General features: G+C 70.4%; 11 protein-coding genes. 3 read left to right on the top strand and 8 right to left on the bottom strand.

Annotation, left to right across the window (positions count from 1 at the left end; translation table 11 throughout):
* Window positions 1-4: 4 nt before the first annotated feature.
* The 8 genes from arsB to ACSRUE_RS32320 all read right to left on the bottom strand — a co-directional run bounded on the left by arsB (window position 5) and on the right by ACSRUE_RS32320 (window position 9,357).
* Complete coding sequence (arsB, locus tag ACSRUE_RS32285; RefSeq protein ID WP_441286948.1) at window positions 5-1,120, bottom strand: ACR3 family arsenite efflux transporter; 1,116 nt, start codon at window positions 1,118-1,120, stop codon at window positions 5-7.
* A 6-nt stretch (window positions 1,121-1,126) separates the two neighbouring features.
* On the bottom strand, window positions 1,127-1,423 hold the full coding sequence (locus tag ACSRUE_RS32290; protein ID WP_441286949.1) for an arsenic metallochaperone ArsD family protein: 297 nt from the start codon (window positions 1,421-1,423) through the stop codon (window positions 1,127-1,129).
* Window positions 1,424-1,478: 55 nt separating this feature from the next.
* Window positions 1,479-1,826, bottom strand: coding sequence for an ArsR/SmtB family transcription factor (locus ACSRUE_RS32295; RefSeq protein WP_441286950.1), 348 nt, complete (start codon window positions 1,824-1,826; stop codon window positions 1,479-1,481).
* Between the two features lie 413 nt (window positions 1,827-2,239).
* Entirely contained in the window at window positions 2,240-4,030 is a 1,791-nt protein-coding gene (arsA, locus tag ACSRUE_RS32300; protein ID WP_441286951.1) for an arsenical pump-driving ATPase, read from the bottom strand.
* Between the two features lie 304 nt (window positions 4,031-4,334).
* On the bottom strand, window positions 4,335-5,396 hold the full coding sequence (locus ACSRUE_RS32305; RefSeq protein ID WP_441286952.1) for a beta-ketoacyl synthase N-terminal-like domain-containing protein: 1,062 nt from the start codon (window positions 5,394-5,396) through the stop codon (window positions 4,335-4,337).
* Window positions 5,393-6,424 carry a DUF2169 family type VI secretion system accessory protein gene (locus ACSRUE_RS32310; protein WP_441286953.1) on the bottom strand — a complete coding sequence of 344 codons (1,032 nt, stop codon included), beginning with the start codon at window positions 6,422-6,424 and terminating at the stop codon, window positions 5,393-5,395. Before ACSRUE_RS32310 ends, ACSRUE_RS32305 begins: the two co-directional genes overlap by 4 nt.
* Window positions 6,425-6,495: 71 nt before the next feature.
* Window positions 6,496-7,962, bottom strand: coding sequence for a YkgJ family cysteine cluster protein (locus tag ACSRUE_RS32315; RefSeq protein ID WP_441286954.1), 1,467 nt, complete (start codon window positions 7,960-7,962; stop codon window positions 6,496-6,498).
* A 114-nt stretch (window positions 7,963-8,076) separates the two neighbouring features.
* Entirely contained in the window at window positions 8,077-9,357 is a 1,281-nt protein-coding gene (locus ACSRUE_RS32320) for a DUF1566 domain-containing protein (protein WP_441286955.1), read from the bottom strand.
* Between the two features lie 350 nt (window positions 9,358-9,707).
* On the opposite strand from ACSRUE_RS32320, the gene ACSRUE_RS32325 reads away from it, so the two are divergent.
* From ACSRUE_RS32325 to ACSRUE_RS32335, 3 genes are read left to right on the top strand one after another with little or no spacing between them, the layout of a single operon-like run.
* Window positions 9,708-10,727 carry a sugar-binding protein gene (locus ACSRUE_RS32325; protein ID WP_441286956.1) on the top strand — a complete coding sequence of 340 codons (1,020 nt, stop codon included), beginning with the start codon at window positions 9,708-9,710 and terminating at the stop codon, window positions 10,725-10,727.
* 32 nt (window positions 10,728-10,759) lie between these two features.
* On the top strand, window positions 10,760-12,262 hold the full coding sequence (locus tag ACSRUE_RS32330; protein WP_437769845.1) for a sugar ABC transporter ATP-binding protein: 1,503 nt from the start codon (window positions 10,760-10,762) through the stop codon (window positions 12,260-12,262).
* Complete coding sequence (locus tag ACSRUE_RS32335; protein ID WP_441286957.1) at window positions 12,259-13,374, top strand: ABC transporter permease; 1,116 nt, start codon at window positions 12,259-12,261, stop codon at window positions 13,372-13,374. The genes ACSRUE_RS32330 and ACSRUE_RS32335 overlap by 4 nt, the downstream gene beginning before the upstream one ends.
* The last annotated feature ends 81 nt before the right edge of the window (window positions 13,375-13,455 follow it).

Raw genomic sequence — 13,455 nt, forward strand, 5'->3', positions numbered from 1 at the left:
GTGGTCAGGCCTTGCTCTCGGGAGTGCTCGGGCCGGCGCATGCGGGCGGCGCGACATCGAGCGGGGTGTTGGGGAAGAAGCGCCTCTGCACCCACAGGGCGACGTTCACGAGGCCGATGAGGACGGGCACCTCGACGAGAGGACCGATGACCGCCGCGAACGCCGCACCACTGTGAATGCCGAAGCTCGCGATCGCGACAGCGATGGCCAGCTCGAAGTTGTTCGACGCGGCCGTGAACGAGAGCGTCGCCGACTGCTTGTAGTCCGCGCCGACGCGCTTGCTCATGAAGAACGACACCGCGAACATCAGCACGAAGTAGATGAGCAGCGGCACCGCGATGCGAAGAACGTCGAGCGGCAGCTGCACGATGGTCTCGCCCTTCAGCGAGAACATCACCACGATGGTGAACAGCAGGGAGACGAGCGTGATGGGGCCGATGCGAGGCACGAACGCCTTCTCGTACCAGTCACGCCCCTTCGTGCGCACGAGCACCCGTCGCGTGAGGAACCCGGCGGCGAACGGAACACCGAGGTAGATGGCCACGCTCGTCGCGATCTCGCCGATGGTGATGTTCACGACGGCTCCCTCGAGTCCGAGCCAGGTCGGCAGGAGCGTGGCGAAGAAGTACGCGTAGACCGAGAAGAACAGGACCTGGAAGATCGAGTTGAAGGCCACGAGCCCGGCGCAGTACTCGGTGTCGCCCTTGGCGAGATCGTTCCAGACGATGACCATCGCGATGCAGCGCGCGAGCCCGATGAGGATGAGGCCGAGCATGTACTCTGGCTTGTCGCGCAGGAACACCACCGCGAGCCCGAACATCAGCAGCGGACCAATGATCCAGTTCTGGACCAGCGACAGAGTGAGCACCCGCTTGTTGCGGAAGACCTTGCCGAGCTCCTCGTAGCGGACCTTGGCGAGCGGCGGGTACATCATCAGGATCAGCCCGGCCGCGATAGGGATCGACGTCGTGCCGACGCTCATGTCGTTGAGCGCAGTCGTGAACCCGGGCGCGAGGAAGCCGAGGGCGACGCCCAGGCCCATCGCGAGGAAGATCCAGAGCGTCAGGTAGCGGTCGAGGAAGGAGAGATTGCCGAGCAGGCCGGCTTTTGCGTTGGTCATGCGAGTTCAGTTCCTTGTGGTCGTGCGAGGCGTCGTGTCCGTGCCTGGAAGCGACGCGAGCCACGACGCGATGCGAGCTCGGAGGCTCTCGCGCACCTCGATGACGCGTGCGAGCTTCTCCTCGTGCGAGCCGGTGAACGCGGACGGCTGCTGAGACAGGTTGTAGCGCTCGACGGTGCCGCCCTGCTTCTGGAGCCAGTCGACGTCGCCGGCGAAGCGGGCCAGCTCGGGATCGACGCTCGGTCCACAGACGCCGGTGGAACAGCACATGGCGGGGTCGGACACGCGGATGGTCACGGACATCGGAGCTTCCTTTCGGTAATCGTCGATGTACGATAGTCTAGACGTGCGACGGCGCTCAGAGCCCCCCGACGAGGGCCTTCAGACGCCGGAGCGCCCGGGGCTCGATGCAGTAACAGACGCGAGGGCCGTCGACGTCGCCGCGGATGAGGCCGGCCTCCTTGAGCACCTTCAGGTGCTGCGAGACCGTCGACTGGGCGAGCGGCAGCTCGTCCACGATGTCGCCGCAGATGCAGGCGTTCTTTCGGATCAGGATACGCACGATCTTCACGCGCGCCGGGTGTCCGAGCGCCTTCGACAGGCTGGCCAGCTCCTCGTCGGCCTCGTCGCCCTCGATCGGCCGGAGGTCTGCCTGCTCGCGCGCAGGAGGACAGCAGCGGTCGGCCGCCTCGGGCTTCGCTTTCATCGTAATGCAGCGATAGGTGACGATGCTCCCTCTGTCAATCGGCGGATTTCACGCCTGGTGTCGCCGTGAGGCGCTCGAGCGTCGCGTCGAGGAGGGGACAGCCCGGAGCGGGGTGGCCTCGGGCGAGGCCAGGCCGCGCGAAGCGGAGCGCGCGGGCAAGCAGCGAGCGCTGGGCCAGGCACGGGTCTGGTCGATGGTTCGGTCGGTCATCTCGGGCCTCCTGCCTGGAGGACGGGGATCCGAGCGGATGGACGCAGGAGATCGACTTGGCGCTCGTCGAGCGGGGCGCGAGGCCGGCGCGGGCGCGGCGCCATCGGGGGGCAGTGTGGCTCATGTGTTCCGTGAGAGCGCGGACCATCACCCCCCGGCACCGTCCTCCCGCGGCAGAGACCACCACCGCAACCGACCCATTCCTAAGGAACGCGCCGCTGCGGTTCGTTGTCACGCGCCAGCGCCAGCAGGCGGGCGGGACCGGCCGGCTCCTCGGTCACCCAAGGCACGATCGCCACCCTCTTCGCGTGAAGGGTGCGCACGACTTCGATCTGCTCGAGCTCGGCGGCAACACGCTGCTTCAGGCACGGGTCTGCCGAGTCGGTGGCCGCCAGGCTGCCGTTGATGACCCATCCGAACGGCTCGATCTGAGCACGACGCAGATCCGCTTGGAGGCGGGCCGCTTCGGAGACGGGCGTCGTTTCGGCGAGCGTCACCAGAAGAATTTTCGTGTAGTCGGGATCCCGCAGCCTCATGAGCGGTGTGACGAGGCGCATGGACACCTGCTTCGGCTCCGCACCGGTTCCGATGACCTGCCGGTGATAAGAGCCCGTCGTGTCGAGGAGGAGGAGCGTGTGCCCGGTGGGAGCGGTGTCGAGGACGACAAAGTTCGAGCGAGCCTGGGAGACGATCCTCGAGAACGCCGTGAAGACGGCGACCTCCTCGTAGCACGGCGAGCGAAGATCCTCGGCGAGCAAGGCTCTGCCGGCATCATCGAGGCTCGCGCCGCGCGTTGCCATCACGCGGTCCACGTAAGCCTTCGCCTCGGTGGCCGGATCGATGCGGCTGATCGTCAGGTTCTCGATCTGCCCATCGAGTGTCGAGGCGATGTGGGCCGCCGGATCGGTGGTGCTCAGGTGCACGTGGTGACCGCGCGAGGCCAGCTCGGCAGCGATCGAGGCAGCGATCGTCGTCTTTCCCACACCGCCCTTTCCCATCACCATCACGAGCCCTCGGCCGGGCATCGCGATCTCGTCGATGAGGGACGAGAGACGCGGGAGCGATGGCCTCGCGATCGGGGAAACGGAATGTGACAGGGCTTCGGCTGCGCGATCGTCGAGGAGCGCGCGGAGCGCCGGGAGGCCGACCATGTTGAACGCGCGCAGAGGGATGCGCAACGTGGGCAGTCCCTGCAATCGAGGAGGCAGCGCGCGGAGCGCCGCTCGCCCGCGCTCCGTGAGCGCAGCAGCGACGGGATCGGCCTGATCGGCAGCCTCGAATACCGCGTTGATGGCGAGCTGTTGGTTCTTGATGCCGATGGCCATCAGCTCACCCGACGTCCGCTCGGCCTCGCGTAGAGCAGCTCGATCAGGCCGCGTCACCAGGACGATCGTTGTGCGAGCGCTGTCGGCCAGCGCGCCCATCGCCGCGGCGAATCGCGCCTCCTGCATCCTCAGCCCCGTGTGCGGACCGAGACACGAGGCTCCCTGCGCGGTCGACTGGAGGAAGCTGGTCCAGGCGCGTGGCAGGCTGAGGAGCCGCAACGTGTGTCCGGTGGGCGCGGTGTCGAACAGCACGTGGTCAAACGCCGCGGGCGCCTGGTCGCCGGCGAGCAGCTCGGCAAACTCATCGAATGCGGCGATCTCGACGGTGCACGCGCCGGCGAGCTGCTCGCGCAGCTCGGCGAGCTGTCCCTCCGTCCAGAGTTCGCGATACGGCGAGATGACGCGCTCGCGGTAGGCGCTGGCTGCCCGCTCGGGATCGATGTTGAGGGCCCAGAGTCGGTCGACACCGGGGACCTTGGTCGGTCGGTTCGAGAGCGCGACGCCGAGCATCTCGTCGAGGTTCGACGCCGGGTCGGTGCTGACCAGGAGGATTCGCTTCCCTGCATCCGCCAGGCGGATCGCTGTCGCACACGCGAGAGCCGTCTTGCCGACGCCCCCCTTTCCGGTGAAGAAGAGGAAGCGACCCGGCTGGTCCAGGAAGATCGTCATCGATGTGGCCTCCGTCAGATTTGTGCCGGGCACGGCTTGGCACCGATACCCGACAGCCGAGCCTGAACGAGCTCCTCCACGGGCGGCTGGTCGTACCTCGTCAGGCAGGTCGTCCTGTTCATGCGCGCCGAGTGGCGAAGGTAGCACGCCGCACCGCGATGCCTCACGGTTCGGATGCCAGTCGCCTACCCAGCGTCTGCGCCTCGGATGTAGTCGTCTCGGCCGCGAGGAGGCGCTGCGCGCGTCGACCGGCTCCTCGGCTCGACGTCGAGCGGACGCGCGCACGCGGGCGGCGCGCTCGCCGTCACCCCGGCGCCACGACCACCATCGCCGCGCGCTCTCCGCCGTCGCTCCCGGCGAGGGAGACCGCGCACGGGTGCGGCGCGAAGCCCCGCGCGAACGCCTCCGACGCGATGGCGAGGTGCAGCGGCATGGCCGCGGCGCCGAGCGCCCCGATCCGCTGGGCGGGGCACTCCAGCTGCTGCGGATCGCAGAAGAGCTGCTGCGTGCGCACCGACGCGGCCTGGAGCTCGAAATGGCGGAAGGTCTCGAAGGTGATGTCGGTGAGCACCCAGCCGGCGCGCAGCCCGCGCTCGGCCAGCGGCGCGAGCGCGGCGCGGAGCGCGGCGGTGAGGCCCGTGGCCTGGAACGCGGACTCGTCGTTGTCCGGGCGGGCCCGCTCGTGCGCGGTGGAGAGGCCGACGATCTGCCCGAGCTCACGAAGGAGCGCGCGCCGCGCGACGTCGGGGCGCACGAGGACCACGAAGGCCGCGCACTCGCCGGGGACGAGGGCGTCGAGGTTGTCCGGCCGGAAGAGCCGGCCCGCGGCGTCGAGCGCGGCGATGCGCGCGGGATCGTAGTCGGTGTGCACGCCGCCGAGCAGCGCCGCGTCGATCGCGCCTCGCGCGAGCGCGTCGCACAGCTCCGGCAGCAAGTACCCCGGCGCGGCGGGGCCGCGCGTCGAGACCTTGACCGCGATCTCCGGCGCGCCCCCGTACGATTGCGCCCGCGCGGCGAGCTCGGCGGCGACCCGCTGCGCCGGGGCCTCGCCGCCCGGCGGCCGCTGCCCGAGGTGCTCGTCGAGGCACAGGCCCATCTGCATGCGCAGCCCCCGCGCCGCGGGGCCGAGCTTCTCGAGCGCCTCGCCGAGCGCGCGCTCCGCGAGCAGAACGGCGCGCGCCGCGCCCGTGACCCGCGGATCGAGCGTGGGCAGGAAGCACATTGTGACGGGCTCGCCCTGCCCGTCCACGAGCGGCGACTCGCGCATCGCGGCGGCCGAGGCGCGGTGCGAGAACGCGGTGTCGATCGAGCGCAGCCCGACGGGCGTGACCGCGCCCGCGGCCACCATGACGGCGAGGGGCCTCACGCTCGCCCCCGCTCGCGCACGATCACGCGCGCGTCCTTCATCCGCCGGGGCGCCTTGACGTGCGCGCGCCAGACCATCTCGACGGCCACCGGCTTCTGCGGGCCGGTGGCGTAGAGGTCGACGAGCACGGTGTCGAGGTGGGGCGCGAAGGCGACAGGCGCGCGGTCCTTCACGTGGAACTCGATCTCGACCTGCACCTTCGGGAGCTCGAAGCTGAGCGCCCCCTCGGGCGTGAGGTTGAGCGCCCGCACCGGCTCGCCGCCCGCGAGCGGCGGATCCGCGATGAGGCCCGGCGAGGCGCAGAGGTTGAAGCGGTGGTCGAAGTCCTCGGGTAGCAGCGGCGCGCGGTTCTCCCGCCACGCGGCGTCGTACGTCCCGGCATACGCGCGGCGCGGCTCCCAGTGCCGGCCGACGGCCCCGATCCCCGCGGGCGGCGGCGCGCTCTTCGCGGTCCGGATCGGGTACGAGGGATCCTCGATGGCCGGCGCCGGCTGGTGGGTGAGCGAGGCCGGCGCGCGCGTGACGCCCGTGCCGATCGGGTTGCGCGGCTCCTCGAGGGGCGCCGCGGGATCGTCGTCGTCCCGCCCGCCCCAGGCGTGGTCGTAGCGCATGTCGATCTGCTCGATGGGCGCCGGCGCGGTGAGGGCGGCGCCCTTGTCCACCCAGAGCCGCTTGCCGAACACGACGAGCGATTTCCTGAGCGGGCCCACCTCGACGCGCACGTCGAAGGACGGCACGGGCTTGCCGTTCGGCGCGTACGCCGTGGCCACGAAGATCACGTCGGTCGCCGGCTTGAACAGGCAGACGTCGGCGGGGTATGCGACGCTCTCGGGCTTCTTCTCCTCCCAGGGCAGGTCAGCGAGGCGGACCCCGCGCGTGCGCTCGGGGGGCGCGAGCTCGAGGCTGCCGTCGTCCTGGAGCTCGAAGCTCGCCTTGACGATCGTGACCAGCTGCTCGCCGTCCCGGTCGACGAGCAGCTGTGGATGCGCGGCGAAGTCCGTCTTGTTGTCGAGCGGGGGCTGGCTCATCGCGGGCGCATTATCGACAGGATCGGAGGCGATGTCTCTCCGAGTTCGACGGAGGCGCGCGGCGCGCGCGATCACCCGGCCGCGGCCACCTCGGCGGCGTACGCGTCGAGGCCGTGGCCGCGGAGCGCCGCCTCGACGAGGGCGATCGGCTCGGCGCAGGCCGGGTCGTCCTCACCCGCGCCGGCGACGACCACCGGCAACGCCCGGGCCACGACGAGCCGCACGGCGCGATCGCGGAGCGCGTGCGACAGCGGCAGCGCCCCGAGCAGGCGGTGGCCGTGCAAGGCCGCGCGGAGATAAAACCGCTCCCGGTCGGGCGCGCGCACGGGCGCGAGGAGCAGCGCGCCGAGCAGGTCGGGCTCGCCGAGCGCCCGGGTCGCGTCCGCGATCCACTGCATGGCCCTCCGCGCGAGGTCGCGCTCGCTGCGCCAGGCGGCGTCCTCACGCGCCCGCCGCGCCGCGCGGCCGTGGAGCGCGGCGAGCCAGGGCGCGAGCGCCGCCGGATCCAGCGGTTCGGGCCGCTCGAAGCGCGCGATCGCCGCGTCGGTGAGGCCCTCGGCCTCGAGCGCGGCGGCGAGCGAGAAGAGGCCCGCGGCGACGTCGGGCGGGGGCGCAGCCGCGGCGAGGCGCCGCGACCAGGCGACGAACTCGGCGCGGGACGCGGTCGCGCCGGGCGCCACCTGCGCGCGGCCCGGCAGCCGGGCGATATCGATGCGCTCGTCCAGATCGCCCCGCGTGACGAGCCGCGGATCGAGCAGCGGCGCGCCGCCGGGGCGGCCCACGCTGGCAAGCACACAGGCGCACTCCACGGCGACCGAGACGCGCACCGACTCGCCGTCATCGACGAAGCTGGTCGGGAAGGTGCGGCACCCGAGCGGCTTGGCCTCGGGCCCGCCCTTCGCGTGGAGCGAGCAGCGCCCCTCGCCCTCGAGGTAGGCGCACCGGCCGTCCCGCATCGCCACGACGGAGGCCGCGCACGGCCACGTCCCGCGCTCCGGCGTGAAGACCCGCTCGTGGCGCGCGCCCCCGCTCAGCACGTCGGGCCGCAATGCCCGCGCCCGCGCGGCCTCCTCGGGATCGAAGAGGATCGAGGCGTAGATCCGGCAGCAGCTCCCGCGGCCGTCGCAGTGCAGGCTGAAGTCGGGCAGCACCTCCAGCGGGCGCTCGCGGGGATCGCGCTCCCCCGAATCAGGCGTGGATGCCGCGGGCGCCGCGGGCGCCGCGGCACTCCAGGGCCCCGCGTCCTCGCCGGCGTCATCCGCTCCCAGCAGCCCCGCGGCTTGGAGCTCCGCGAAGAACGCCTGCGCCGCGGGCACACGCGCGTGCGCGCCCTCGCGGGCCGCCGCGATGACGATGCCCTCGACGTCGCGCGTCCCGTCGGCCGCGGAGAGCAGGACCCACTCCCGTGGGCCGAGCTGGAGCAGCTGCCCGGTGCGGACATCGTGGAGGATGACGCGCTCCTCCTCGCCGACCAGGTGGCGCCGCGCGAGCACGTGGGCGGCGAGGCGAGGGCGCGCCGGCGGCGTGCTCGGGCTCACCCGAGCCACGCTATCCGACGCCGGCAGCGGCGCGCCATCGAAACGAGGCGGGGCGGCGCCGGCCGCCGCCGCCGCGCTCTCCCCGGGCGGAGCGCGACGGCCGCGGCCACGCCGTCAACGCACGCACTTCACCCACGCGGCCGTGAAATGGTTCCACTTGCCGCTCTCTCCGGCGTTGAACCCGGTGAAGCCGTCGTCGAAGTTGAGCGCCCAGGCCGCCGAGGCGTTCCCCACGGCCGCGTGGGAGCTCCAGTACCAGTCGTTGCTGCGGGCGCCGTACTGCGTGTCGGGGAACATCGCGCGGTTGATCGACGGCGCCACCTGCGCCTCGTCGACCAGCGTCGCGAGCTCCCGGATGCTGGGCAAGCGCCACGTGTGGCCGTTGAGATCGAGCGTCGCGCAGTAGCTCTCCGCCTCGGCCCAGGCGAGCGTGGCCGGCGAATACCCCTGCTGCCAGACGAGGCCTGTGTACCTGTCCATCACCTCACCGGGCGACACGACGGCGTACTGGTCGGGCGGGGCCACGGCCGGGCTGCTCGGCGCCTCCCCCTCGCCGTTGCCTCGCACGCAGCGCAGGCTCGCCGCGGTCGCCTTGGAGTAGGCGTTGCTGACGATCCCGTCGCTCAGGTTGAAGGCCCAGGCATCGTCGCGCCCCGCGCCGGCGCCGGCCTGCCGGATGGTGAGGATCCAGTCGGACGACGTCTTGTGAAAGCCCCCGCGCGCCCCCGGGAACGCGCCCCTGTCGATGGCCGGGCTCCGGGTGAAGTCGACGATCGACGTCATCTCGATGCGCGTCGGAAGGCGCCAGTCGGAGAACCCGCCGAGCGTCAGGTCGTCGCAATAGCCGATCGCCTGCTCCCACGTGTACGCCTCGGAAGGAGGGGTCTCTTGCCACTCGAGGCACGTGACGTTGTCGCGCACCACACCGCCCCCCACATCGGTATAACTCGCGGGGTTGGGCAGGCCGCTGCCCGCCGGGTTGGGCATGGGCCAGCACGCCCACTTGTGCGTCCCGCAGGCAGCGGCCCTGCTGCATCGTTCGGGCGCTCCGCCCGCGCCGCCGCTGCCCGGGCCACCGCCCTCCCCGGCCGCTCCGCCGTCCCCCGGCGCGCCGCCGCTCGCGGTATTCTCCGCTCCGCCGTCCCCCGGCGCGCCGCCGCTCGCGGCGCTCTCCGCGCCGCCGACCCCGGCGCCCGTCTCCGAGGCTCCGCCTGTCGCGAGCGCGCCGCCCGTCCCCCACCCGCCGCTCCCCGCGATCGCATCGCGGTCGCCGCCCTCCTGACCGCACGCCGCGGCCGCGAGCACCACGCCGAGCGCGACCCCCGTCCGGGCACGCGCCGCTGGGGCGGACATCACCCGGGTCGCGTCGACGACCCACCGCTCGCTTCGATTCACAGGCAGCTCCGCGCGCTCAAGCCAATGTCGCAAGACAAATACGTTGGAACCGCACCAACCTATCACACGCTGCGCACAGCACCCGCCGATCGTAGTTGACACCGAAAATGTGAACGTTCACAGTGCATTCCTGCGGGTGTCCTTTGTCCTCCACATCCATTCCGATGGTGGAGACCAAGGAGTGGTTCGGCCTCCAGGACGCGGAGGGTAGACCCCAGCCACCGGGGCGCACTTGCGGGAAGAACGCGCCGCCAGCTTTCCGGCAGATCACGGGGACAATGGCCGGGTAAGGGCGACGCCACGCGTGATGTCAACACGTTCTTGAAAGTCAATCAGCAAGGAGACCAGCCGTGAAAGAGACGATGTCCTGGGGCAAGGGTTGGGCGGCCGTGGCGCCCTTCCTGTTGGCGCTGCTCGCGATGACGGGGTGCAACGAGAAGAGCGAGGGGACGGGGGCCGCGCCCGCCGAGGGCGGCGGCGCGAAGCCGAAGATCGTCAAGCTCGCCTTCGTCACCAACAACGCGTCCGAGTTCTGGAAGATCGCTCAGGCGGGCGTCCGGAAATATGAGCAAGAGAGCAAGGTCCAGGTCGACGTGAAGATGCCGTCGAACGGCACCACGGAGGAGCAGAACCAGATCCTCGAGAACCTTTCGAGTCAGGGCTACGACGCCATCGCCGTGAGCGCCATCGCGCCGGCCGACCAGGTCCCGGTGCTCAACAAGGTGGCCGAGAAGAGCAAGCTCATCACCTTCGACTCGGACGCCCCGGCGTCGAGCCGCCTGCTCTACATCGGCACCAACAACCACGAGGCCGGCAAGGCGCTCGGCGCCCATATCGTGAAGCTCCTCCCGGACGGCGGCAAGATGGCCGTGTTCGTCGGCACGCTCTCCGCGGACAACGCGAAGCAGCGCCTGCAGGGCATCCAGGACGCGATCGCCGGCAAGAACATCGAGATCGTCGACAAGCGGGAGGACAACACCGACCGCGCGAAGGCGCGCTCCAACGTGGAGGACATCATCAACGCGCACCCGGACCTGAAGCTCGTCGCGGGCCTGTGGTCCTACAACGGCCCCGCCATCGCCGCGGCCATCGAGGCGCTCGGGAAGAAGGGCAAGGTCCTCGCGGCGGTGTTCGACGAGGAAGAGGAGACGCTCACGGCCATCGAGAACGGCACGATCTCGGCCACGGTCGTCCAGAAGCCGTTTCAGTTCGGTTACCTGGCGAGCAAGTGGGCGCATGAGCTCTCGGTCAAGCCCGACACGGCGAAGGCGCAGATCCCGGCCAACAAGAGCATCGACACCGGCATCGACGTGATCGAGAAGACCAACGTGGCGACCTTCAAACAGCAGCTCGCCGAAATGAAGAAGTGAGCGTGGCGGCGTCCTCTCCGGATCTGCTCGCGATGCGCGCGATCACCAAGCGGTTTGCCGGCGTGGTCGCGCTCCAGGGCGTCTCTCTTTCGCTGAAGCCGGGAGAGGTGCTCGCCCTCATGGGCGAGAACGGCGCCGGCAAGAGCACGCTCATGAAGATCCTCGGGGGCGCCCTGCAGCCCGACGAAGGCGAGATCCGCATCGAGGGGAAGAGCGTCGCGCTCGAGAGCGTGCGCGCCGCCAAGCGCCTCGGCATCGCGCTCATCCATCAGGAGCTCATGCTGGCGCCGAACCTGGACATCGCGGCCAACATCTTCCTCGGCAACGAAGGCGGCGCGACGGGGCTGCTCCTCCGCCCGCTGCCGAAGGGCGACATGGCCGCCCGCGCCAGAGAGCTGCTCCTGCGCGTGGGCTTGCGGCTCCCGCCCTCGACCCCGGTGTCCGCGTTGACCGCCGGTCAGATGCAGATGGTCGAGATCGCCAAGGCGCTCGCCCTGAGCGCGCGCATCCTCATCATGGACGAGCCGACTTCGTCGCTCACGAGCGGTGAGTCCGAGCACCTCTTCGGGATCATCCGCAAGCTCCGGGCGGACGGCATCGGCGTCGTCTACATCTCGCACCGCATGGACGAGGTCATGATGCTGGCGGACCGGGTGACGGTCCTGCGCGACGGCCGCCACGTCGGGGACCTCACGCGCGCGGGAGCGACGCGCGAACGGATCGTCGCCATGATGGTGGGCCGCGAGCTCAGCGCGCACTACTTCCCGGAGAAACGGCCCCGCAAATCGACCGAGCCCGTGCTGGTGGTCGAAGGGCTCGTCGTGCCCGGCGCGCCCGCGCAGATCTCGTTTTCGGCCGGACGCGGGGAGATCCTCGGCTTCGCCGGCCTGGTCGGCTCGGGCCGCACGGAGCTCATGCAGACGATCTTCGGGGTGACGAAGGCGCTCGGGGGGCGCATGACGCTCGAAGGCAAGGAGTTTGCTCCCCGAAAGCCCAGGGACGCCATCGACCGCGGCGTCTACCTGGCGCCGGAGGATCGCAAGCGCCACGGCCTCGTGCTGCCGCTCAGCGTCGCAGAGAACACCTCCCTGCCCGACATCGGCAACTACAGCCGCTGGGGCTTCCTGAACAGGGAGACGGAGCGCCGGGTCGCCGAGTCGGAGGTGGAGCGCTTGAGGACGAAGACGCCCGGCATCCGTCAGCCCGTCGTGAACCTCTCCGGCGGAAACCAGCAGAAGGTGGTGCTCGGGAAATGGCTGGCCATGAACCCGCGCGTGCTCATCCTGGACGAGCCGACGCGGGGCGTCGACGTCGGCGCCAAGGCCGAGATCTACCGCCACATGGCCGCCCTCGCGGATGAGGGCATCACGATCTTGATGGTCAGCTCGGACATGGAAGAGATCATCGGAATGAGCGATCGCGTCGCCGTCATGCACGAGCGGCGCATCAAGGGCATATTGCCGCGGGAACGGCTCAGCCAGGAGCGGATCGCGACCTTGATGACGGGCCACGCCGACAAGGAGGATCTGTCGTGAGGCGCGAGCTTGGGATGACCATCGCGCTCGTCGTGATGTGTCTGGGCCTCTACATCTCGAACCCGGATTTTCTCGGGCAGTCGAACTCGATCAACACCCTGCGGCAGATCTCGATGCTCGGGATCTTCGCGATCGGCATCGGGTTCGTCATCATCGCCGGCGGCATCGATCTGTCGATCGGGTCCGTGATCGGCCTGACGGGCGTCCTCATCGCCAAGCTCTCGTCGACCCAGCTCGGCGGCCTGGGTTACCCGTTGTGGATCGGCATTCCTGTGGCGCTCGGCGTGGCGCTGCTGTTCGGCCTCGGCCAGGGCTTGTTGATCACGCGGCTCAAGCTGCAGCCGTTCATCGTCACGCTCGGCGGCATGCTGTTCTTGCGCGGCGTCTCGCAGACCATCGCCGGGGGGGGCACGCTGAGCCTCGGTGGCTCGCCGCTGCTCACCCTCGCGAACGGCGGGCTGCTCAAGAGCGGGAGCGACGCGCTCGTCCCGTATCCGCTGCTGATGTTCCTCGCCGTGAGCGGCGTGGCGGCCTACGCGCTGCACTTCACGGTGTTCGGCCGTTACGTTTACGCGATTGGCGGCAACCGCGACGCGGCCGAGTACTCCGGCATCAACGTGAAGCGGGTGGAGACGTCTACCTATGTGATCTCGGCGGGCCTCGGCGGCGTGGCCGGCGTCTGTTACGCGTCGTACATCGGACAGATGTCGCAGCAGGTCGGCATCGCGTACGAGATGTACGCGATCGCCGCGGCCGTGCTCGGCGGCTGCTCGCTCCGCGGGGGTGAAGGCACGGTGCTCGGCATCATCATCGGCTCCGCGGTGATGCGCGTCATCGACAACGGCATCAACATGTTTCAGCTGCCGTACCAGGACGCTGACCGCATTCAACGCATCTGGCGCCTGGACCCGAACTGGACCTTCATCATCATCGGCGGCGTGATCCTCGTCGCCGTGATCCTCGACCAGATCGTGCACATGGTGCAGGCGAAACGGCGCATCCGGCATGCCTCCGCGGGCGCCGCCGAGGCGGCGCCGATCCTGCAGGCGGCCGCGGCGGTCAGCGCAGCGGAGCCGCCCGTCGCGAGAGCGCCCGATCGCGAAGGCGCCTGAGCTTCCCGGCGATGGGGACGAACCGGCGAGCCGCCAGGAGCGCCCCGCCCTGACCAACAGAGAAGTTGTCGCCTCCTCAGC

It is taken from the genome of Sorangium sp. KYC3313 (genome assembly GCF_052075895.1).
GTDB lineage: Bacteria > Myxococcota_A > Polyangia > Polyangiales > Polyangiaceae > Sorangium > Sorangium cellulosum_B.

What these genes read in the sequence shown, in the direction of transcription:
- ACSRUE_RS32295 (WP_441286950.1), bottom strand. Translation starts at nt 1,826, where the DNA reads ATGAAAGCGAAGCCCGAGGCGGCCGACCGCTGCTGTCCTCCTGCGCGC.
- arsA (WP_441286951.1), bottom strand. Translation starts at nt 4,030, where the DNA reads ATGACGATCTTCCTGGACCAGCCGGGTCGCTTCCTCTTCTTCACCGGA.
- arsB (WP_441286948.1), bottom strand. Translation starts at nt 1,120, where the DNA reads ATGACCAACGCAAAAGCCGGCCTGCTCGGCAATCTCTCCTTCCTCGAC.
- ACSRUE_RS32290 (WP_441286949.1), bottom strand. Translation starts at nt 1,423, where the DNA reads ATGTCCGTGACCATCCGCGTGTCCGACCCCGCCATGTGCTGTTCCACC.
- ACSRUE_RS32310 (WP_441286953.1), bottom strand. Translation starts at nt 6,424, where the DNA reads ATGAGCCAGCCCCCGCTCGACAACAAGACGGACTTCGCCGCGCATCCA.
- ACSRUE_RS32330 (WP_437769845.1), top strand. Translation starts at nt 10,760, where the DNA reads ATGCGCGCGATCACCAAGCGGTTTGCCGGCGTGGTCGCGCTCCAGGGC.